Origin of the sequence: Streptomyces dysideae (genome assembly GCF_001514305.1) — a bacterium.
GTDB lineage: Bacteria > Actinomycetota > Actinomycetes > Streptomycetales > Streptomycetaceae > Streptomyces > Streptomyces dysideae.
Window position 1 is genome coordinate 76,037 of sequence record NZ_KQ949080.1, and the last position, 21,251, is coordinate 97,287.

The window sequence follows — 21,251 nt, forward strand, 5'->3', positions numbered from 1 at the left end:
GGGACCACCAGGCTTGAGTCTTCGGGGAGGGAGAGGGGAAGAAGGAGAGGAACAGCTCGGCCGGTAGTTCATCATAAAGATAAACTTTCTGCAGTTTGCAAGACCGACTGTGGCGTGCACGGTCCCCGGTAGGGTGGACGGAGTGCGGATCACAGCCAAAACGGACTACGCGGTCAGGGCGATGGCGGAACTGGCCGGCATGGGCGACGACTGCCTGACAGCCGACCACATTGCCGCCCGTCAGGACATCCCTGTGCGCTTTCTCTTCGGCATCTTCAGGGAGTTGCGCCTGGCTGGCCTGGTGGTCAGTGTGCGTGGCCCGGAGGGCGGCTACCGGCTGGCCCGGTCGGCCCGGGAGATCACGCTGGCCGACGTGATCCGTGCCGTGGACGGTTCCTTGGCCAACGTACGCGACCTGGAGCTGAGCACAATGAGCTATCCGGGGCCGGCGGCATCGCTGCCGGATGTGTGGCGGGCGCTGCGCACGAGTCTGCGGCGGGTGCTGGAGGCCACGACGCTCGCCGATCTCGCCTCGGGCAGCCTGCCGGAGTCCGTCGGTCTCATGGCCCGGGAGTACCTGGACAACCCCCGCGGCGCCCGGGGCCGGTAGCGGGAACCGTAAGCTCCCGCACCTCGTATCTCGTATCCGGCCACCGAGCAACTGCATGCAACTGCATGCAAGCCCCCGATCAATTGCCGGTTGACTGCCTCGCAACGGCGACGCCGGGCTGCCTAGAGTGAACCGCGGCGTTTACGGAATAAGAAATTCCCAAACGTCGAACCTGAATCCGGCAGCGGTTCGGCCTACCAGAAAAAGGGCGGGCAGTCATGTCCACCATGCGCGATTCGTGCTGCGGCCGGGCGGCAATTCCAGAGATCCGTCTCCCTGACCCGTACTCAATTCGGCCCCCGGGGGCACTATGACACTCGCAGATCTCATCGCACCTGGCTCAGGCCAGACGCGGCTTCATTTTCTGGACGAAACCATTTCGGTCGACTACGGGGAACTGTGGAAAGCCGGCGAGGCGATGGGGTGCCTACGCGCGGCTTGCGACGGGCAGCCAGTCGCCGTCGTCCTGACCAATACCCGCGCGTGTGCCGCCGCGATCGTCGGTGCCATCGCGGCGGGACAACCGCTCGTATCGGTGCCGATGCCGCCGCGCGGGGCGGATCCCGACTGGTACGCCCGGTTCATCCAGCGCATGTGTGCGGCTACCGGCGCCGAGAAGATGCTGATGGACGCCTCGCTCCTGCCGCTGCTCCCGCCGATGGAGAAGGTCGCCTTCCTGTCCTTCGAGGACGCCCTGGCGCTTCGCGGGCCCAGCACGGCCGATCCCGGCGCCTTCACCCTCACCCAGTTCACCTCGGGAAGCACCGCCGAGCCCAAGGGCGTGGTGCTTCCGGGGGACAAGATAGTCGCCAATCTCCGAGCGATTGTGGAGTGGCTGGAGATCGCGCCGGGCGACCATGTGTGCACCTGGCTGCCGCTGTCGCACGACATGGGACTGATGGGCACGTTCCTGGGCTCCCTGACCGCGGCGGGTGACACGTGGGCGCACGGCCTGGACCTCGTTCTCATGACCCCTCAGGGATTTCTGCGCAGTCCCGCACGATGGCTGTCCGCCTGTGAGGAGTTCGGCGCGACGATCACCGTGGCGCCGAACTACGCGTACGACATGGCCGCCCGCCGACGCGGTCCCGCGCACGATCTCGGGCGCCTGCGTACCTGTGTCGTGGGCGCCGAACCGATTCGTGCCGAATCCCTTGAGCGGTTCTCCCAGGTGTTCCAGGACAGTGGGTTCGATCCCACCGCCTTCCGCCCCGCCTATGGAATGGCGGAGACCGCACTCGCAGTCACGGGTACGCGGCTCGGAGTCCACTGGCACGCGACCGAGATCGAGCCGCTCCCCGACGACCCACGAGCCGGAACCGGCGCTGCCCAGGGGTATCTGGTCGTCTCGTCCGGGGCGCCGCTGCCCGGCTACGAAGTGCGCATCGACGGCGACGGCATCGGCGAGATCCTCGTGAAAGGCCCCTCCGTCGCTGACTCGTACGCCAGTGGCGCCCCCCTTCCGGACGCGGACGGCTGGTTTCACACCCGCGACCTCGGCGTTCTCCACGACGGACAGCTCCATGTGCTGGGCCGGACCGACGACGTCTTCCAAGTCGCCGGCCGGAACATCTACGCGCTGGACGTCGAGGTCTACGCAGGCGAGGTGACCGGCGTACGCAGCGGCCGGGTCGTGGCCATTCCCGAGAACGGCGACCTCACTCTCGTCGCCGAATGCGAGCCGGACTTCTGCGACCGCGACAGCGCGCACCGGCTGGCGCAGACGCTGAAGCAGCAGATCGTGGCCCGGCTCGGGGTGGCGCCGCGCCGGGTGCTGCTCACCCGGCGCGGCGCGCTTCCCATGACGTCCAGCGGCAAGATCCGGCGCAAGCCGCTTGTCACGGCATTGCAGTCCTCCCAGGTGAAGATCCTTGCCGGGTCCCTCGAATGACACGGAGCCGAGCATGAGCACAGACCCACTTGTCCTGGCAGCACGCCGACTGATCGATCTCGGCCCGGACGGTTTCTCCGGCCCCGACGCGGATGACTTCGTCGCGGAAGTGGGCCGGAGGCATCCGGCACGTGAGACCCATTTGAAAGCCACTGCGGAGGCGATCTCCCAACGACTGCCCGGGGTTTCTCCCGACGAGGTCGCGGCCGGGGTGTACGAGAACTTCATCTGGACGCACTTCGTCTGCAAACTGCTCATGACAGTGACCCCGGCGGCGGCGGTTGATTTCACGCTCAAGCGCCTCGACATCAGCGAGCTCAGCCGGACGCTCGATGCCAGTGGGACGGCGATCCTCTCGGGCTTCCACTACACGGGCTATCCCCTGGTGGCCCTCGGCCTGGCGGTGTCACCGGTCGCGCCCTTGATATCGAAGGCCCGCGTCGATGTCCTTGACAAGGGATCAGAGCGTCTCGGCGACCAGGTCGTGTACCTCTCCGACCGCTCGGCCGCGCTGCAGTTCATACGGGGACTGAAGCAGGGCCGGCCGGCCTGGCTCATGGTCGATGTGGTACTCCCGTCGGTTCGCGTCGTGAAAACCCGGTTCCTGGGCCGCGGAATGGATGTCGTGGCTGGCATGGGAAAGATCGCAAAACTCAGCGGACGGCCGTGCATTCCCTTGTTCTGGGAGCTGACGGGCCATGGAGCGAAGCTGATCACCGGTTCCCCGATCCTTGCGGCGGAGCGGTCCGAAGAGGAATTCACCCAGGACTTCGTGACCTCCCAGGCGGCGTTCATCGCCCAGCGGCCGACCCAGTGGCTTGAGTGGTACTCGGTGCTGGACGACGCTCCGCGTCTGCGCGCGGAGGTCAAGCGGGGCAACGACGAACTGTGGGCGCGTCTCGCGCAGGCGCTCCAGTAACTCGCCCAGTGGCACTGCGATAAGCCGGCCATCCCGCTGTCACACAAGAATGGAGTACCCATACACATGGAAGCCGTGCCGCTGACCCACGAATCGGTGGTCGACCGCATCCGGGCGGGAATCCACAAGGCGAAGGGTGTTTCCCTCACCGACCAGGAGATCACCGACGCGACGCTGTTCTGGCCGACCGGAAATCCAGACCAGCAAACCCTTGCGTTCGACTCCCTTGACTTCCTTGAGCTGGTCGTCTCCTTGGAGGAGAAGCACGGCTGGTCGATTCCCGAGACGGAGATCGACGTCAATGACTGTCAGACCGTTGGCGACCTGGCCCTGCTGGTGCTCAAGAACGCAAACGGAAAGTCATGACCCCACCGACACCTGACGCCGCTGAGGTCCGATGCCATCCGCACGGTGCCTGTGGGACAGATGAGCGGTTCCGCGCTCCTTCGAACCGTGGCGTAAATCGCGATCCTTGGCGTAATGCCTCAACCCTGACCAAACGAACCGAGCGGCGGGTGTGAGATCGATGATGGAATTTTCCACAGACAGCGGACTGCTGTCGGCCGACCAGACGTGCGTGCGGGGCTGGGAGCCGTGCCGGAAGGCGCTGTCGGGAAGCGAGTTGGTCTCCGACGCCTCTCATGCCGGTCTCGCGCAGGGGCCGGCCAACAACCTGCTTCTCATGGACGGCGATCTTCACCAGACTCTCCGACGCCTGGTGACGACCTATGTGACACGTTCCCGTTTGGAGAAGGCCACGCAGCGGCTTGAGGAAGCCGCGGAGGAACGCGTCCAGGCGATTCTCCGGAAGCCGGACCCCGATCTTGTCACCGACCTCGCGGAGCCCCTTGTACTGGAGGGGATCATGTCAGTAATGGAGATACCGGCTCACCGTCGGCCCAGACTGGACGACCTGACCCGGGGAATGCTCGGACTCCTGGAGCCCGACCTGCCGCCGGAGGCGCGACGCCGGGCCTCCAACGCCGCGTTGCGCGCGACGATGCTGTTCGAGCGGGACGCCGTCGCCGGGCAGGTGACGGGGCTGCACGCCGCGTTGGAGCAGGCCGCCCAGGAGGGAGTGATCCCCCTCAAGCTCGCCAGGTCCACTCCGGTCGTGGTCCTGCACGGCGGATACGAGAACCCGCTCAATCAGCTGGGCTGCCTGATCGCCTGGGCAGTGGAGAATCCCGAGTCGTTCCAGGACGCGGCGACGACCGCTCCGGCCGTGCTCTTCGAAGAGATCATGCGCGTGTACTCTCCGGTCCGCCTCGTCGCGCGGTGGGTGGCGCGGGACGGCGAACACGGCGACCGCACCCTGACACGCGGTCGGCTCGTGTGGGTCGACCTGGAGAGCGCCAACCACGACCAAGGCAAGTTCTCCGACGCCGACGAGCTCGACTTCTCGAAGAAGCGGGGCCACCTCGGCTTCGGGCACGGGCGGCACATTTGCCCGGGTGCCGCGCTCGCCAGGCTGGAGGGGCAGGTCCTGATCCGGTCCCTCCTGAAACTTCCGCCCGACCTGTTCCGCGAGTTCTCCGCCGAGTGGCGGGACGGCGTTGTCGCTCGCGGCCCTCACAAGATTATGAGGAAGTAGCAATGGCGCCGACTCGCATGACCCGAATCGTGAACGTCGCCGACGCCCAGCGTCGTGCGCGCCGGACCCTGCCACGGGCTCTGTTCGACTACATCGAGGGCGGGGCCGACGACGAGGTGACCCTCGCCGAGAACGAGCGCGCCTTCCAGGAGGTGGCCCTCCGGCCACGCATGGGGATCGATGTCGGTGAACCGGGCATCGCCACCACGGTCCTCGGCACCCCGCTGGCATTGCCAGTCTTCCTGGCGCCCTGCGGAATGGCGCAGCTGGCGCATCCCGACGGAGCGGTCGGTGTGGCGCGCGCCGCCTCCGCGGCGGGGACGATCGCCGTCCTGAGCAAAATCGCCTTGTGCTCGCCGGAGGAGGTGGCCAGGCGCTCCCCAGGCCCGAACTGGTTCCAGGTCAACTCCGCCGGCGGACGGGACGAGGTCAAGCACCTGATGGCCAGGGCCGCAGACGCCGGCTTCACCGGCCTGGTGGTCACCATGGACGGGCCTCCCCCCGGCAATCACGAGCGCGACGTGCGCCACGGTATGGTGCCACCGGTCCGGCTCACCCCGCGATTCGCCGCCCGGCTCGCGACCCAGATCGCCACCCGGCCGCAATGGCTGGGGGCCATGACCGTCGCCGCACGCCGACAGACGGCGACCATCAAGGACGCCACCAGGGTGCTCTCCTCGGGCGGCCTGAGAACGTCGGCCCGCTTCACCTGGTCCGACATCGAATGGATCAGAAACGAGTGGCCGGGATCCCTGCTGGTGAAGGGCGTGCTCACCGGGGCCGATGCCGTGGCGGCCCGGGACGCGGGCGCGGACGCGGTCATCGTCTCCAATCACGGAGGACGAGCCCTCGACGGGGCTCCCTCGACCCTGAGCGTCCTGCCCGAAATCGTCGACGCGGTCGGAACGTCGACAGAAGTCCTCATCGACGGCGGAATCCGCCGCGCCGGCTGCGTGGTCAAGGCCCTGAGCCTGGGCGCGCGAGCGGTGTTCATCGGACGGCCCTGGGTGTACGGGCTCGCGGCCGCCGGACAGCCCGGAGTCGAGAGGATCATCGAGATCTTCCGGGCCGAAATGGTGCGCACCCTGAAGCTGATGGGCTGCCCGGATGTGTCGGCACTCAACCCCAACTGGCTCCAGCCGATGCGGCCTTATCAGGGCCAGCTCCCCGAAACCGCAGCGGGCTCGGTGCTCTGAGCCGACTGCGGTTTCGGGGACCTCGTCGACCGCATCCCCGCGACCTGGTCCGCCTGCCCGGCGTCGGCCGAGCCCTCCGGAGCCGACGCTCCAACCCCCGCATACCGCCTGGCGGCAGGTCGTCCCCCAGATCCGCACTCAGTGAAAGGCTTACTCGATGTCGCCACTGCAGGCTTCCCACGAGCAGCGACAGAACCAATCGGCCACACCAGGCGTCCCGGCCCAGGCGGGCGCACCGGTCACGGCCTACCCTCCACCCGAGACGGGAGCCGCCCCGGGGTGGCCGGTCATCCTGTACTTCCACCACGTCGACCCGGACATCCGCCACTACACCGCCGTGACACCGGAGGCCTTCGACCGAGGTCTCGCCCAGCTCGGCGAGCGGTTCCTGCCCATGGAGCCGCAGGCAGTGCCGTCCGTGCTGGACAAGGGGGGCCATCCGGACCCGGCCTGCCTGCTGACGTTCGACGACGGCTACACCGACGTCTTCGAGCACGCCCTGCCGATCATGGAGCGGCGCGGATGGCGCTCCGTGGTGTTCGCCAGCGTGGACCTGGTCGGCCAGATCGAGCAGCACCCGGTCCGCGGCCCGCTGCGGCACATGACATGGGAGCAGCTGGCGGAGCTCACCCGCCGCGGGCACATCGTCGCCAGCCACGGCAGTGCCCACGTCGCCCTCAACCGGATGGACACCGCCGCGGCCCAGGCCGACATCGACAACGCCCAGGACGTCCTGCAGGAGCGGCTGCCCGGCGCCCCGGACTGGCTGGCGTACCCCTTCGGAGAACTTCCCGGGCCCGGAGACGTGAGGCTGCCCTCGCTGTGCTTCGGATCCGTCAAAGCGTCCGCCCGAGCGTGGGACGTGGCGCCTCACGAGATCCGCCGGACCTATCTCCCGGCGGACGAACCGCAGCGGTGGGACAGCTGCATGACCGAATGGAGGCGGGCATGGGACCCCAGCGGATCGCGCTGATCATCCCGACCCTGGGCCGACCCGACGACATGCGGGCCTGCCTTCGATCCATCGAGCGCGAGGCCGATGCCACCCTGGCACAGGTCGTCGTGATCGACGACGGCGCGGACGAGCCGGTCACCGTGCCGTCCAGCGTGGCCGGCGTGCCCGTTCTCCTGCTGCGCAACCCCGAGCGGCGCGGTGCGGCGTACTGCCGCAACGTGGCCGTGCGGGCCGTCGCAGACGATGTCGACGCCGTCGGCTTCATCGATGACGACGCCCGCCTGTGCGAGGGGTGGCTCAAGGTTGCCTGCAGCGAACTCACCAGCGACCGTGGCGCCCTGACCGGCCCGGTGCGACGCTTCGACCGAGGACTGGTCTCCCACGCGCGCCAGCTGCGTTACGACCGTCGCTACGCGCCGCTCAAGCCCGGCCAGGCGGTCGACTTCCTCGCGGGCGGAAACGCCCTGGTCTGGCGCGATCTTCTGCTCGCCGCCGGCGGCTTCCCCGACACGCCGACCATGAGCGACCGGTTCCTCGTGCGTCGGCTTGAGGCACAGGGCCGGGCCTGCCACTTCGTGCCCGAGATGTATGTGCTGCACCGTAATTCCAAGGGTCTTCGTGTCGCGGTCCACGAGGCATGGCGGGCCGGACTGCTCGACGACACGCCCGCGACCACGCCCGCGCTGACCCGCCTCGCCACTGGGACACGCGACGCCCTCGGCGGACTGCCGCAGACCGCCGCCGCGCTGCTCAACGTCGCTCTCGACGGCGTGTACCTCAGCGGGCGCGCCCGCGGCCGGCGCCTCAGCGCGGGCATACCCCCGGCGGAGCCCGCTGTCGCCGTCTCGACGGCCGTGGAGGAGGGGCGATGACCGGCCCGGGGATCATGGAAGACCGGAGTCGGCCCGGCGGGTACGACGTCAACATCGCGCTCGTCGGGTGCGGGCGCGCGGCCCAGCAGCACGTCGAGGCGGTCGCACTCGCGGGGTCCGGCCGCATCATGGCCGTCGTTGACGAAGACGCCGGCCGTGCCGATGAGTTCGCGCGCCTGACCGGTGCGGCGCCCCGGCCCTTGGACGACGTGCTCGGCGACTCCCGCATCGACGCCGTCGCCATCTGCACACCGCCGAACACGCATGCGAGTATCGCCATCGCCGCGCTCCACGCGGGGAAGGCCGTCATCGTCGAGAAGCCGGTGACCCGAACCGGCGACGAGCTCGATGCCATCCTCGCCGCCGCCGATGCCAGCGGGGTGCCCGCGCTGGCGATGCTGCAGCACCGCGGCCGGTTGCCGGACGCCGCTCTGAGAACGCCGTGGACAGGGGATGCCAGCGCGGTCATCGAGGTCTTCCGGCCCCGCCCACGTGGCCACTATTTCGCCGATCCGTGGCGGCACGACCCCGACCGCTCGGGAGGCGGCCACGTCGCCCACCTCGCGGTGCACCTACTGGATGTGTCGTGCCAACTGCTGGGGATGCCGACCAGCGTCTCGGGGCTGACCGACTGCCGGGACGTCTCGGGCATCGACACACGGGCCGCGCTCGCCGTCCAGTTCTCCGACGGCGCGCTGATGAGCGTGCTGGCCAGCGCCCACCCGTCGCCCAGGGGCGAGCGCCTGCACATGGTCGACGGCGAGCGCGAGCTGCTCATCGCCGACGCCGGTGCGGAGTACCGGGTCGGCGACGCGGTGGAGCAACTCCAGCAGGTGCCCACGCCCCGGTTGCGCGCCCTCGTGTACCAGGAGCTGTACGCGGCCGTGCGCGGCGAGGCGCCGCCGGAACGCTACGCCCTCAGGCGTGCTCGCGGTGTCACCGCCGTCCTTGAGGAGGTCCGCCGTCTTGCGGCAGCTGTCGAGGAGACCGTGGCATGACCCCAGTGATCGGCATTTCCTCCTCAAGCCTGCCGGAGGCGTCCGCGACGGAGCTGCTGAGCAGCGCGACCGCCATGGGAGCCGAGTGCGTCGACCTGCGCGCCGGCCGTGGCCAGGGCTGGGAGCCGGAGTTCGACCTGATCGCCGGGAGGCTGCCGGTCGCCTTCGTGGGCGTCGGCGCCACGCTCGGCGCCGGTGTTCCGGCCGAGCCGGCGCCCCCTGATCTCATGCGGGCCGCCATCGAACGCGGCATCCCGCTGCGGCTGTTCGCCGGCCCGCTCGACGACGCCGCGGGCGTCCGCCGGTTCGCCGCCGACGTCGGCCTCCTGCGCGACACCTGGGGTCCGCGGCTGCGCCTCGCCGTCGAGCCGCACACGGCCGCGCCCACCCTGGCGCAACTGGACGATGTGCTGGCCGAGCACGGTATCGGAGCGGTCGTGGACACGCTGGGCCTGGTGCGCCTCGGTGCCTCACTCGACGAGTCGCGTGCGTTCCTGTGCCGGCACGCCATCGCCGTCCAGGTCAAGGGCCTGGTCCTCCGCGACGGTGTCTACCGCCACACCGCGCTCAGCGGCGCGCCGTCGCTGACCGCCTGGACCGCCGCCCTCATCAGCGACGCCAGGGTCCCCATCACCGTCGAGACGAAAGCAGGCACCGCGGCGGAGGACATCCGCACGCTGCGCCAAGCGCTCCAAGGGTCGCTGTCCGCCCCCGTACCGCAGGAGGTCGTGTCATGCGTCCTCGCATCCTGAAGGTGTCCGCGGACAGCCTCGCTGCGGGCATCGCGACCGGGGCCTGTACCGACACCTCGACCGTCGCCCCGGGGCAACGGCTCGTGGACACGCACGTTCACGTCAAGGACCGGCGCGGCACCCGCGGCTACGTCGAATTCGGCTGGACCGGGACGCCGCCGGGCACCTGCCGGGGGGGACGGGACGGCCCACTCGCTGACCCGCGACAGGCGGGGACCGCCCGGGAGCGGCACCGAATCGTGTGGACCGTACGGCCGCAGTGCGAACCGAGGGAAATTCACAAAAGGAACAGGCTGATTTGGGGTGCTCTTAGCGCATGAGTAGAACAGTCGAACAAGAGACGGACACACGGCCCGACGTGGTCGTGATCGGTCTCGGCTACGTCGGTTTGCCACTTGCTCACGAAGCGGTGCGTTCCGGGCTGACCGTGGTCGGGTTGGATCAGAAGAGCCAGGTGGTGGACCAGCTCAACGCGAGCCGATCCCATGTGGACGACATCACCGACGAGGACGTCGGGGCCATGCTCGCCGGCGGGTTCCGCGCCGTCGCCGACGTGTCCGGGCTTACGGCGCCCCGGACGGTGGTGATCTGCGTCCCCACACCGCTCTCCGGCACGGACGGACCCGACCTCACGGCGGTACGCGCCGCCTCGGAGACGGTAGGAAGGATGCTTGAGCCCGGCATGCTGGTCGTCCTTGAGTCGACCAGTTACCCGGGTACCACGGACGAGTTCGTCAGGCCCATCCTGGAGAAGCTGTCCGGACTGAGCGCGGGCATCGACTTCCACTTGGCGTTCTCGCCGGAGCGGATCGATCCGGGCAACACCGCTTTCGGTCTCCGCAACACCCCCAAGATCGTCGGCGGCCACACCCAGGAGTGCGCGACCGCGGCCGCCGCATTCTACAGCAAGCTGTGCGACCAGGTCGTGCAGGCCAGGTCTACCCGCGAGGCCGAAATGGCCAAGCTGCTGGAGAACACCTACCGATTCGTCAATATCGGCCTGGTCAACGAGATGGCGATCTTCTGCCGCGAGCTCGGCGTGGACCTGTGGGACGCGATCCGGTGCGCCTCGACCAAGCCGTTCGGCTTCCAGGCCTTCTACCCGGGCCCGGGAATCGGCGGGCACTGCATACCCATCGACCCCTTCTACCTTTCACACAAGGTCCGCACGCTGGGCTACCCGTTCAGGTTCGTCGCTCTCGCCGAGGACATCAACAACCGCATGCCCGGCTACGTCGTGGACCGCGCGATCGAGCTGCTCAACGAGAACAACAAGGCGGTCAACGGCGCCAATGTGCTCCTGCTCGGCGCGACCTACAAAGCGGACGTCGCCGACGAACGTGAGACCCCGGTACGGCCGATCGCGCGCAAACTCCGGGCCCGCGGAGCACGGCTGGCCTACCACGACCCGTATGTGAGCCAATGCCGGGTGGATGGTCTTCCGCTGCGGCGCGCGACCGACCTCGACGCCGAGGCCGCCGCGGCGGACCTGACCATATTGTTGCAGGCGCACAGCATTTATGACATGGACGTGATCGCCCGCCGGGCGCGGCTGCTGCTGGACACCCGGGGCAAAGCGAGGGCGGCCGCCGGGGCGGTGACGCTGTGAACCGCGGGCGCGGACAAAAGAGCAGGACGATCACAGCACCGGTGTCGCACCGGTGAGCGCGAGCGGCACCCGAGCGGCCGGGACGGGCGTCCACGCCCTTTCACAGCTTGACGTGCTGGAGTCCGAGGCGGTGCACATCTTCCGTGAGGTGGCGGGCGAGTTCGAGCGGCCGGTGATCCTCTTCTCCGGTGGCAAGGACTCCATCGTCATGCTGCACCTGGCGCTGAAGGCGTTCGCGCCGGCGCCGGTGCCGTTCTCGCTGCTGCACGTGGGCACCGGGCACAACTTCCCCGAGGTCATCGAGTACCGGGACCGTACGGTCGAAAAGCACGGCCTGCGGCTGCATGTCGCGTCCGTGCAGGACTACATCGACCGCGGGGTGCTGTGCGAGAGACCGGACGGCACCCGCAATCCGCTGCAGACGCTTCCACTGACAGAGAAGATCCAGTCCGGGCGGTTCGACGCGGTCTTCGGCGGTGGCCGCCGGGACGAGGAGAAGGCGCGGGCCAAGGAACGGGTGTTCTCGCTGCGGGACGAGTTCTCGCAGTGGGACCCGCGCCGGCAGCGCCCCGAGCTGTGGCAGCTGTACAACGGGCGGCACGCGCCCGGCGAGCACGTGCGGGTGTTTCCTTTGAGTAACTGGACCGAGCTGGACGTGTGGCAGTACATCGCCTGCGAGGGCATCGAGCTGCCGTCGATCTACTTCGCCCATCACCGCGAGATGTTCCAGCGGGGCGGCATGTGGCTGACGGCCGGCGAGTGGGGCGGCCCGAAGGACGGCGAGCCGGTGGAGCGGCGCCTGATCCGCTATCGCACGGTCGGTGACATGTCCTGCACCGGTGCCGTGGACTCCGACGCGGCCACCATCGAACAGGTCATCGCCGAGATCACCGCCAGCCGGCTCACCGAGCGCGGAGCGACCCGGGCCGATGACAAGCTTTCGGAGGCCGCGATGGAAGACCGCAAACGCGAGGGGTACTTCTGACCTCGTGCGCACGCCGCGGTGATGCCGCGCGTTCTCCAGGACCTCGCCCGCCCGCCGGGCCTGAGCGCAAGGAGCAGACCTCTTGACGTTTGCCGACTACCAGAACGAGATCTACCTCGACGGGCTGCGTGGCGTTTCGCCGCGGTTCCCGATGCGCCACGACGAACTGAAGGCCGCCGCACACGCCGCGCTGCCCGCCTCCGTATGGTCCTATGTCGCCGGCGGCGCCGGGGACGAACGCACCCAGCGGGCCAATGTCGCCGCTTTCGAGCGGTGGGGGCTCATTCCGCGGATGATGGTCGGCGCAAGCCGACGTGACCTGACGGTGGACCTATTCGGGATGACCCTGCCCGCACCGCTGTTCATGGCTCCGGTCGGCGTGATCGGCCTGTGTGCCCAGGACGGACACGGCGACCTCGCAACGGCCAGGGCGGCGGCCCGTACCGGGGTGCCCATGGTGGCCTCCACCCTGTCGGAGGACCCGATGGAGCGGACCGCCGCCGAGTCGGGCGGCACCCCCGGTTTCTTCCAGCTCTACACCCCCACCGACCGGGAACTGGCCGAGAGCCTGGTGAAGCGGGCCGAAGCCGCCGGGTTCAAGGGCATCGTGGTCACCCTGGACACCTGGATCACCGGCTGGCGGCCACGCGACCTCGCCACAGGCAACTTCCCCCAGCTGCGCGGGCACTGCCTCGCCAACTACACCTCCGACCCCGTCTTCCGCTCCCGGCTCGCCAAAGCCCCGGAAGACGATCCACAGGCCGCGATCCTGCACTGGGCGCAGATCTTCGGCAATCCGCTGACCTGGAACGACCTGCCCTGGCTGCGCTCGCTCACCGACCTGCCGTTGATCCTCAAGGGCATCTGCCACCCCGACGACGTCCGCCGCGCCAAGGACGGCGGCGTGGACGGCATCTACTGCTCCAACCACGGAGGCCGCCAAGCCAACGGTGGGCTCCCGGCCCTCGACGCCCTCCCTGGGGTGGCGGAGGCTGCCGACGGCCTGCCAGTGTTGTTCGACTCCGGCATCCGCACCGGGGCCGATGTCGTCAAGGCCATCGCCCTGGGCGCCACCGCGGTCGGCGTCGGCCGCCCCTATGCCTATGGCCTCGCCCTGGGCGGCACCGACGGGATCGTCCATGTGCTCCGCTCCCTGCTGGCCGAAGCAGACCTCATCATGGCCGTCAACGGTTACCCCACCCTTGCCGACCTCACCCCCGAAGCTCTCCGACGCGTCACCTGAGCGCGGCCGCCACCGCCATCCCGTCCGGCCTGTCTACGGGCGCGCACAGGGCGTATGCCCTCGTGCGCCCACTGCCCGCCTGGGTGGACCCGCGTGCAGGTCCGGGGATCACTGACCGTCTGGCGGCCGAGCACGGCTGCACCGCGGCCTTCGGAACGGTCCGTTCCTATGTCGCGCTGCGCCGCCCGCAGATCGAGCGGGAGAACGGGAAGGAACCACTGGCCCGCCACGGCTACCTCGAACGGGCCCCGGAGCTCAGGCGCAAGTGGACTGGGGTGGTGCGACACGAGGTCGCGCATATGAGTGAACTCGCAGATTGGAGGCCGGTCATGCCGGTTGCAGGTCGATCGTAACGTCGGATTTCAGGGGGAGGTGGCGATCTCAAGTACCGCAACCGAAGCATGTGAACTGAGGTGCTTCACCAACTGCGAGTTAGTGCCTATTTGTATCCCTCGGCACGCCTCTGACCAGGCGTTTTGTGTGGTTGGTCGAGAGTGAGGTCAAACGGCGGCGGTGAATAGGGTTAAGAACGGCAATCGAAGCATGTCTCAATACGTGCTGCGTAGCCTCATCCGCAAGTAAGCGGTACAGCACGGCAGTTGAGGGCCGTATCCCTGGTCACCGGGGATACGGCCCTCGCCGTTTTCGTCCCGACACATCGCCAGGGCTCAGGCTGAACACAGGATTCCCCCAGCCGGCCGGGACACGATCGAGACATGTCAGGCAGCGCTGGGTCACGCACTGGTCGCGTCCGCGTCCTCATCGTCGACGACGAGCCCCATCTCACCGAGCTGCTGTCCGTCGCCGTCAGCGAGGCGGGCCGGCGCCCCTACCCCGCGGCCGACGGGCACAGCGCGCTGCGTGTCGCCCGCGGCTGCGCCCCGCACACGGTCGTCCTCGACGGCATGCTGCCCGACCTGGACGGCCTCCGGGTGCTGCGCCGGCTGCGGTACGAGAACCCGGAGCTGCCCGTGCTCATGCTCACCGCCCGCGATGCGCCGGAGCACCGTGCCGACGGGCTCTCGGCGGGTGCGGACGACTATGTGGCCAAGCCGTTCTCCCCGGAGGAGGTCGTGCTGCGGCTGCGCGGGCTGCTGCGCCGGGCCGGGGCCGAAGAGGCGCGGGCCGACGACTCCGTGCGGGTCCTCGGCGACCTCGTCCTGACCGGCCAGACGCGCGAAGTGCGCCGCGACGGCACCCCGGTCCAGCTCACCGGCAAGGAGTTCGACCTGCTCGGCCTGCTGCTCGACCACCCGCGTCAGGTGCTGAGCAAGGCGCAGATCCTCGACCCTGTGTGGAGCAGCTCCTTCGACGGCGGCGGCAACCTGGTCGAGGCGTACATCTCCAGTCCGCGCCGGAAGATCGACAAGGGCCGGGCGCCGGTGATCCACACCGTGCGAGGGCTGGGGTACGCCATCAGGCCGGCGGAGGACGGGAGATGAGGGCCCGGCCGCGCGGGCGCTCGCTGCGGACCCGCCTGCTGTTCTTCATCGGCGTCACCCTCGTCGTCGTGTGCGCCGCGATGGCGGTCACCACCGTCCTCGCCCGGCGCGACCATCTGCTCGGCAATGGCACCGACCGGGTCGAACCGGTGCTGGCCTGGCGCCGGGTGTCCGCCGAGTCCGCCCGGATGACCGGCCTGGTGGAGGACCTGCTGCTGCTCGCCCGGCTCGACGAGGGCAGGCCGTTGCGGTCCGCCGAGGTGGACCTGGCCGCGCTGGTCGCCGAGGCGGTGTGGGACGCGCGGGCCGCGGGCGGCGGCCACGACTGGCAGCTCGCGCTGCTGCTCGACGCCCCCGCGCTGGTCGTCGGCGACGAGGCCCGGCTGCACCAGGTGGTGGCCAACCTGCCGGCCAACGCCCGGGTGCACACCCCCGCGGGTACGACGGTCATCGCCTCCGTCGAGTCCACGGACGCCGCCTGCGTCGTCCGCGTACGGGACGGCGGCCCCGGCATCCCGCCCGAACTCCTCCCTACGGTCTTCGAACGCTTCACCCGCGCGGACGCCTCCCGGACCCGGACCGGCGACCGGGAGGGCGGCTCCGGCCTGGGGCTGGCCATCGTCGCGGCGATCACGGCGGCGCACGGGGGCCGTATCGCCGTGGAGAGCGAGCCGGGCCGTACGGAGTTCACCGTCGAACTGCCGCCGGCCGGAACCGCGCCCGGGCCGGCCTCCGCGCACGCCAGGCCGGCGACCGTGTGAGCCCCACCCCGGCCGGACCGGGGTGGGGCCCTTGCTCACCCGACTCTGCAGGGCAGGGTCGTCGCCGTATCGCCGCCGCCACCGGTGACGACATAGCCGAAGTTGGCACTCTCCCCGGGATCCAGGGAGCCGTTCCAGTTCGCGTTGTGGACCATCACGGACTGTCCGTTGTAGGTCGCGTCGCCGTTCCAGAGGCTGTCGACCTGCTGACCGTTCGGGAGCGTCCAGTCGACCATCCAGCCCAGCATCGGGACGTCGCCGGTGTTGGTGACGGTCACCTCGGACTGGTAGCCGCCGGACCAGCTGCCCGTCGTACGGCGGGTGGCGGAGCACTCGCCGGGTACCGGGTCGGTCGGGTTGCCGGGCTCCTTGATGCCCGTCACCTCGCCGTTGCCGCCGTCGAAGACGACGTCGGAGCAGGAGTAGAAGGTCTCCTGGCTGTCGGAGCGCTGCCAGACCATGTAGATGATGTGCCGCCCCGACTTGTCGTCGGGGAGCTTGCCTGACCAGGAGTAGTTGGCCTCGACCGTGCCCGGGGAGCCGTTCAGCGGCGGGTGGTCGACGGAGAGGAAGGGCTGCTCCTCCATGTCGTTCCAGGTGAGGGTCTTGGTCGGGTCGAAGCCGTCCTTGGTGATGTAGACGTAGAACCAACCCGGGTGCGCCGCCCACGCGTTGTACGAGAAGTCGACGGTCGCACCCGAGGTGAGGTGGGTCAACGGCCAGTCGCTGCTGGGGGTGTTGAACCCGGTGAAGTTGGTGTTGCCGCCGCTGCACAGTTCACCGTCGGGCACGAAGCCGCGGGTGCGGCCGGCGCCGTCCGAGCGCAGCACCGAGAACCAGTTGTAGAACGGCGTGGTGCCGCTGACCTGTTGGGCGGTCCGGCAGGCCGGGTTGACCGGCTTGATCTCGCCGGTGTCGGTGAGGCCGTCCTGCCAGCACAGGAAGGTGCGGCTGCCGGGCTTCATGGGGGTGCCGTGGGCCTCCGCCTCGCCGCCCGCCGACATGACGAGGGCGAGCGCGGGGAGGGTGGCGATCAGGGAGACCAGGACGAGGAAGAGGGCTCTGGCGCGGGTGGGGAGCGTTAATCGGCGTGCCGAAGCCGCCCCTGTTCTTGTCAGGATCATGACAGATAAGTCCGTTCCTTCAGGTACGGGCCATGCGGATGCGTGTGTGTGGTTGCGTGTGCGCAGAGGTGCGAGTGCGGATGTGTGGGGGCGGGAGCGTCCCGCGGGCAGGTTCCGGTCCACCCGTATGGGAGCGCTCCCACCACCACCTGTTGCGGAAGCTAGCGCCGAATGACTCGCTTGTAAACGCCTGTGGTCAGGTCACTGGTGATGCGGTGACGTGTCGAGCTCGGTCATCGTCGCCGGCTGCCTTCGTCGTGGCACGTCCGAAGCGGACGGCCGGGCGCGAACGACTCTGGGGGAGCGACCTGAGCCGAACCTGAAGAGGACCTGCCCCGCCCGTCGCTCGGGCCTGGCAGGAATTTGACGACAGGCGGCAGCCCTGCCACTGCCGCCCGGGCTTGTTTGGGATCAGGCTGGTGTCATGAACAACACCTTCGACGCTACTGTCCAGACGGTCATCACTCTCGCCGTCCTGTCCCTCGTGACGCTCCCCGCGATCATCGGCACCGTCCGCGAACGCCGCATCGACGTCCAGCTGAGAGACGCGGAGGAGGGCCGAGATCGCCGCACCGGCGTGCTGCTCGTCTTCGACCTCGCCTACGGTCCGCATGAGGAAAGGGCCTTCCGGGCGAGCGCGCGCAGTGGCTCCGGCTGAGAGCGGAACGCCGGTCGGTGCGGCGTGGCTGCCCCGACCGGGTGAGGGCGGTGCACGCCCGCGCGGCGGAGGGCGTCACCCGTGGTAACGCTGACGCACGTCACTGACCCGCTCAAAGGGGGAGCGGTCGCGTCATGCGTTACGGGCGGCGATGCGTGAGCTCCGGTCGACGGAACCCGGCGGCATCCCCGGCAACGACGACCTCGGCGCGATGTCGTCCTGGTACGTCTTCGCCGCGCTCGGCATGTACCCCAGGTGCCTTCCCGAGCCGAACTCGACCTGGCCTCACCGCTGTTCCTACGCATCGAGATCGGCCGGCCGCACGGCAACGACATCTCCGTCCACGCGGAGGGAGCGGCCACGGACGCGCCGTACGTACACTCCCTGAAGGTCAACGGCCGTATCAGCGACCGGGCTTGGCTCCCGGCATCGTTCGTGCGGTACGGCGGCAGGCTGGACTGCACGCTCTCCGGTACGACGCCCGACCGGGCGTGGGGCATCTCCGAGCCGCCGCCCTCCTTTACATCGGGATGCTCAACACGTCCTCCAGCCAGTCCAGTTGGCGGCGTACATGCACCGCGTCGCCGCCCTCGTGGCCGTTGAACGGATAGGCGTGGATCTCCTTGCGCGGGTCGGCGCCGGTCAGCTCGGCGTAACGGTTGTAGGCGCCGTACGCCCCGCTCGGCGGGCACACCGTGTCTCGTAGGCCCACGCCGAAGTGGGCGGGGGCGTGCGCGCGGCGGGCGAAGGAGATGCCCTCCATATGGGCGAGGGTGTCGTATGCCGCCTGCTCGGCACCCCGGTGCACGGCGAGGTATGCGGTGATCTCGCCGTAGGGAGCCGCGTCCGTGAGGTCCAGCGCACGCCGGATCCCGCACAGGAAGGGCGCGGTGACCAGGACCGCCGCCAGGTCGGGGACCAGGCCCGCGACGGCCAGGGCGAGCCCGCCGCCCTGGCTGTTCCCGACGGCCGCGACCCGCGAGGCGGCCACCCCCGGCAGCTCCCGCACGGCGGCCACCGCGCGCACCGCGTCCGTGATGAGGCGGCGGAAGTGGTGGTCCCGTGGGGCGAGGATGCCGCGTACGGCGGGGCCGGGGCCGCCCGGTGCCATGGCGTGCGGGTCGGGGGTGGCGCCGCCGTTGCCGTACTGGTCGCCCTGGCCCCTGTTGTCCATCAGCAGATGCGCGTACCCGGCGTTCACCCAGGTCAGCCGCTCGTGCGGGAGGCCGCGGCCACGGCCGTAGCCCGCGAACTCGACGACCGCGGGGAGTGGTTCGCGTACCCCGGCCGGTCTGCTGAACCAAGCGCGCACCGGGTCGCCGCCGAAGCCCCGGAAGGTCACGTCCCAGGTCTCGGTCAGCCGCAGGCCGGTCGCCACCGGTCGTACCGACACCAACAGCTCCGATTCCCCGGCCGCTTTGAGGGTCTCCTGCCAGAACTCGTCGAATCCCGCGGGCTCTTCGAGGTCCGGACGGTAGCGCTCCAGGTCCTTCGGCGGCAGGTCGAACGCGGGCACTGCGGCACCTCGCAGGAGTCGGTTTTCATCCAGAAACTTGCGATGACAGCTGGCGTGAACTCCAGGGTCTTACCCGCCTTTGAGTGAATTCAACGCCGTGCCGGTGGCTCAACTGACCGCTGTGACACCCATTGACAGCGCTTTCTGAGGGCTTTAAGTTGCCGCGAGTTACCGGTAAGAGCTCGAAAGTTTCGGTTCCGTGCAGTCGTCCGGGAGGACCGAGCATGAGCACCCCCACCAGATCGACGCCATCGCCCGGCACCCAGGACCCGCCCCCGCCGAAGCCCGCGCCCTCCGCCGCGCCCCGCCTCGCGCGCGGCGGCTGGCGGCGGGCGCTGCGCCGCGACTGGCAGCTGTACTCGCTGGCCGTGCTGCCGCTGCTGTTCTTCCTGGTCTTCCGCTATCTGCCGATGATCGGCAACGTGATCGCCTTCCGCCGCTTCGAGCCGGGCGGCTCGATCTTCGGCGAGCAGTGGGTGGGGCTGCGCTATGTGGAGATGTTCCTCAGCGACCCCACCTTCTGGCAGGTGTTCCGCAACACCCTCTGGATGGGCGCGCTCACCCTCGTCTTCTGTTTCCCGATCCCGATCGTGCTCGCCCTGCTGCTCAACGAGGTGCGCCGACGCTCGCTGAAACGGTTCGTGCAGTCGGTGTCGTATCTGCCGCACTTCCTGTCGATCGTGATCGTCGCGGGTATCACCATGCAGATGCTCGCCGTGGACGGCCCGGTCAACCACGCGCTGGGCTGGTTCGGGCACGACCCGATCCGGTTCATCCAGGAACCCGGCTGGTTCCGCACCATCTACGTCGGCTCGGAGATCTGGCAGACCGCCGGCTGGGGCACGATCCTCTACCTCGCCGCGCTCACCACGATCGACGAGGACCTCTACGAGGCCGCGCGCATCGACGGCGCCAACCGCTGGCAGCAGATCTGGCACGTCACCCTGCCCGGCATCCGCCCCACCATGATCACGCTGCTGATCCTCAACGTCGGTACCTTCCTGGCGGTCGGCTTCGAGAAGGTCCTGCTGCTGTACAACCCGCTGACCTATCCGACCGCCGACGTGATCTCCACGTACCTCTACCGGGCCGGCGTCGAGTCCAACAGCTTCAGCTACGCCGCCGCCATCGGCCTGTTCGAGGCGGTCATCGGCCTGGTCCTGATCACGTCCGCCAACCAGCTCTCGCGCCGCACAGTGGGGACGAGCCTGTGGTGAGTGTCCATCGGCCCACCAGGGGCTACCGCGTCTTCCAGGGCGTCAACGGCGTGATCCTCACACTCGTCGTGGTCGTCACCCTGTACCCGTTCGTGAACATCATTGCCCGGTCGTTCAGCGGTGAGCGGCACATCCGGGCCGGTGAAGTGACCTTGTGGCCCCAGGGGTTCAACCTCACCACCTACGAAATCGTCTTCCAGGACTCCATGTTCTGGCGCAACTACGGCAACACCGTGCTCTACACGGTCGTATCCACCGTCGTGGCCATGGTCCTGACGACCTGTTACGCCTACGTCCTGTCGAAGAAGCACCTCAAAGGCCGCAGCGCGCTCGTCGGGATCGCCGTGTTCACCATGTTCTTCACCGGCGGTCTGATCCCCAACTACGTGCTGATCACCAGCCTCGGCATGAAGAACACCATCTGGGCACTGGCGATCCCGAACGCCATCAGCGTCTTCAACCTGCTGGTGATGAAGGCCTTCTTCGAGAGCCTGCCCACAGAGCTGGAGGAGGCCGCGCAGATCGACGGCCTGAACACGTACGGCACCCTGCTGCGGATCGTGCTGCCGCTGTCGAAGGCGGTCGTAGCGACGATGGTGCTGTTCTACTCGGTGTCCTTCTGGAACTCCTGGTTCGGGGCGTTCCTCTACATGGACAAGGCCGAGCTGATGCCGGCCACCGTCTATCTGCGCAACCTCATCGCGGGCGCCACCACCGGCGGCAACGCCGGCGCGGGCACCGAGCAGCTCAGCCAGGCCGCCGCGAACATCCAGGCGGTCACGATCGTGCTGACGTCGCTGCCCATCCTCTGCGTGTACCCGTTCGTCCAGCGCTACTTCGTCTCGGGCGTGATGCTCGGCGCGGTCAAAGGCTGACGGACCGGCCGGGCAGATCCTGGCTGACGAACCG

19 protein-coding genes and 2 pseudogenes are annotated in these 21,251 nt (G+C 69.0%); 19 read left to right on the forward strand and 2 right to left on the reverse strand.

The window, feature by feature from the left end:
* Positions 1-142 precede the first annotated feature (142 nt).
* The 15 genes and pseudogenes from AQJ91_RS12300 to AQJ91_RS12370 all read left to right on the forward strand — a co-directional run.
* Positions 143-610: an RrF2 family transcriptional regulator gene (locus tag AQJ91_RS12300; RefSeq protein ID WP_067019672.1), complete on the forward strand. Its 468-nt coding sequence runs from the start codon at positions 143-145 to the stop codon at positions 608-610.
* 310 nt (positions 611-920) lie between these two features.
* Positions 921-2,501 (forward strand): AMP-binding protein, encoded by a 1,581-nt coding sequence (locus AQJ91_RS12305; protein WP_079084852.1) that lies wholly within the window; start codon positions 921-923, stop codon positions 2,499-2,501.
* On the forward strand, positions 2,482-3,420 hold the full coding sequence (locus AQJ91_RS12310; protein ID WP_159054536.1) for an LpxL/LpxP family acyltransferase: 939 nt from the start codon (positions 2,482-2,484) through the stop codon (positions 3,418-3,420). The genes AQJ91_RS12305 and AQJ91_RS12310 overlap by 20 nt, the downstream gene beginning before the upstream one ends.
* A gap of 66 nt (positions 3,421-3,486) precedes the next feature.
* A complete protein-coding gene (locus AQJ91_RS12315) occupies positions 3,487-3,786 on the forward strand; it encodes a phosphopantetheine-binding protein (RefSeq protein WP_067019681.1) in 300 nt (99 codons plus the stop codon).
* A gap of 160 nt (positions 3,787-3,946) precedes the next feature.
* On the forward strand, positions 3,947-5,014 hold the full coding sequence (locus tag AQJ91_RS12320; RefSeq protein WP_067019683.1) for a cytochrome P450: 1,068 nt from the start codon (positions 3,947-3,949) through the stop codon (positions 5,012-5,014).
* A 17-nt stretch (positions 5,015-5,031) separates the two neighbouring features.
* Positions 5,032-6,210 carry an alpha-hydroxy acid oxidase gene (locus tag AQJ91_RS12325; RefSeq protein ID WP_159054537.1) on the forward strand — a complete coding sequence of 393 codons (1,179 nt, stop codon included), beginning with the start codon at positions 5,032-5,034 and terminating at the stop codon, positions 6,208-6,210.
* Between the two features lie 157 nt (positions 6,211-6,367).
* The gene (locus tag AQJ91_RS12330; protein ID WP_067019688.1) at positions 6,368-7,183 is read left to right on the forward strand and encodes a polysaccharide deacetylase family protein; all 816 of its coding nucleotides are present in this window, start codon (positions 6,368-6,370) and stop codon (positions 7,181-7,183) included.
* Complete coding sequence (locus AQJ91_RS12335) at positions 7,159-8,037, forward strand: glycosyltransferase family 2 protein (protein ID WP_067019691.1); 879 nt, start codon at positions 7,159-7,161, stop codon at positions 8,035-8,037. Before AQJ91_RS12330 ends, AQJ91_RS12335 begins: the two co-directional genes overlap by 25 nt.
* Positions 8,034-9,035: a Gfo/Idh/MocA family protein gene (locus AQJ91_RS12340; RefSeq protein WP_067019694.1), complete on the forward strand. Its 1,002-nt coding sequence runs from the start codon at positions 8,034-8,036 to the stop codon at positions 9,033-9,035. The genes AQJ91_RS12335 and AQJ91_RS12340 overlap by 4 nt, the downstream gene beginning before the upstream one ends.
* Positions 9,032-9,787 (forward strand): hypothetical protein, encoded by a 756-nt coding sequence (locus AQJ91_RS12345; RefSeq protein ID WP_067019697.1) that lies wholly within the window; start codon positions 9,032-9,034, stop codon positions 9,785-9,787. Before AQJ91_RS12340 ends, AQJ91_RS12345 begins: the two co-directional genes overlap by 4 nt.
* A gap of 316 nt (positions 9,788-10,103) precedes the next feature.
* The gene (locus tag AQJ91_RS12350) at positions 10,104-11,396 is read left to right on the forward strand and encodes a nucleotide sugar dehydrogenase (RefSeq protein ID WP_067019700.1); all 1,293 of its coding nucleotides are present in this window, start codon (positions 10,104-10,106) and stop codon (positions 11,394-11,396) included.
* A 52-nt stretch (positions 11,397-11,448) separates the two neighbouring features.
* Positions 11,449-12,381 carry a sulfate adenylyltransferase subunit CysD gene (cysD, locus tag AQJ91_RS12355; RefSeq protein WP_067019702.1) on the forward strand — a complete coding sequence of 311 codons (933 nt, stop codon included), beginning with the start codon at positions 11,449-11,451 and terminating at the stop codon, positions 12,379-12,381.
* Positions 12,382-12,463: 82 nt separating this feature from the next.
* A complete protein-coding gene (locus AQJ91_RS12360; RefSeq protein WP_067019705.1) occupies positions 12,464-13,624 on the forward strand; it encodes an alpha-hydroxy-acid oxidizing protein in 1,161 nt (386 codons plus the stop codon).
* Positions 13,625-14,340: 716 nt separating this feature from the next.
* Positions 14,341-15,066, forward strand: coding sequence for a response regulator transcription factor (locus AQJ91_RS12365; protein ID WP_067019708.1), 726 nt, complete (start codon positions 14,341-14,343; stop codon positions 15,064-15,066).
* Positions 15,067-15,182: 116 nt separating this feature from the next.
* Positions 15,183-15,827, forward strand: a pseudogene (locus AQJ91_RS12370) (sensor histidine kinase); the annotation flags it as partial.
* Between the two features lie 35 nt (positions 15,828-15,862).
* Here the strand turns inward: AQJ91_RS12370 and AQJ91_RS12375 are convergent.
* Positions 15,863-16,951, reverse strand: coding sequence for a lytic polysaccharide monooxygenase auxiliary activity family 9 protein (locus AQJ91_RS12375; protein WP_199847914.1), 1,089 nt, complete (start codon positions 16,949-16,951; stop codon positions 15,863-15,865).
* 424 nt (positions 16,952-17,375) lie between these two features.
* Between AQJ91_RS12375 and AQJ91_RS12380 the strand changes: the two genes are divergently transcribed.
* Together AQJ91_RS12380 and AQJ91_RS49200 are read left to right on the forward strand one after the other, a co-directional pair.
* Positions 17,376-17,609, forward strand: a complete 234-nt coding sequence (locus tag AQJ91_RS12380) for a hypothetical protein (protein WP_067019711.1) — start codon at positions 17,376-17,378, stop codon at positions 17,607-17,609.
* A 139-nt stretch (positions 17,610-17,748) separates the two neighbouring features.
* Positions 17,749-18,140, forward strand: a pseudogene (locus AQJ91_RS49200) (glycoside hydrolase domain-containing protein); the annotation flags it as partial.
* On the opposite strand, the gene AQJ91_RS12385 reads toward AQJ91_RS49200, so the two are convergent.
* Positions 18,130-19,125: an acetylxylan esterase gene (locus AQJ91_RS12385; RefSeq protein WP_067019714.1), complete on the reverse strand. Its 996-nt coding sequence runs from the start codon at positions 19,123-19,125 to the stop codon at positions 18,130-18,132. The pseudogene AQJ91_RS49200 and the gene AQJ91_RS12385 sit on opposite strands and share 11 nt — an antisense overlap.
* A 224-nt stretch (positions 19,126-19,349) precedes the next feature.
* Between AQJ91_RS12385 and AQJ91_RS12390 the strand changes: the two genes are divergently transcribed.
* Together AQJ91_RS12390 and AQJ91_RS12395 are read left to right on the forward strand one after the other, a co-directional pair.
* On the forward strand, positions 19,350-20,342 hold the full coding sequence (locus AQJ91_RS12390; protein ID WP_067019716.1) for an ABC transporter permease: 993 nt from the start codon (positions 19,350-19,352) through the stop codon (positions 20,340-20,342).
* Complete coding sequence (locus AQJ91_RS12395; protein WP_067019719.1) at positions 20,336-21,217, forward strand: carbohydrate ABC transporter permease; 882 nt, start codon at positions 20,336-20,338, stop codon at positions 21,215-21,217. The genes AQJ91_RS12390 and AQJ91_RS12395 overlap by 7 nt, the downstream gene beginning before the upstream one ends.
* Positions 21,218-21,251 lie beyond the last annotated feature (34 nt).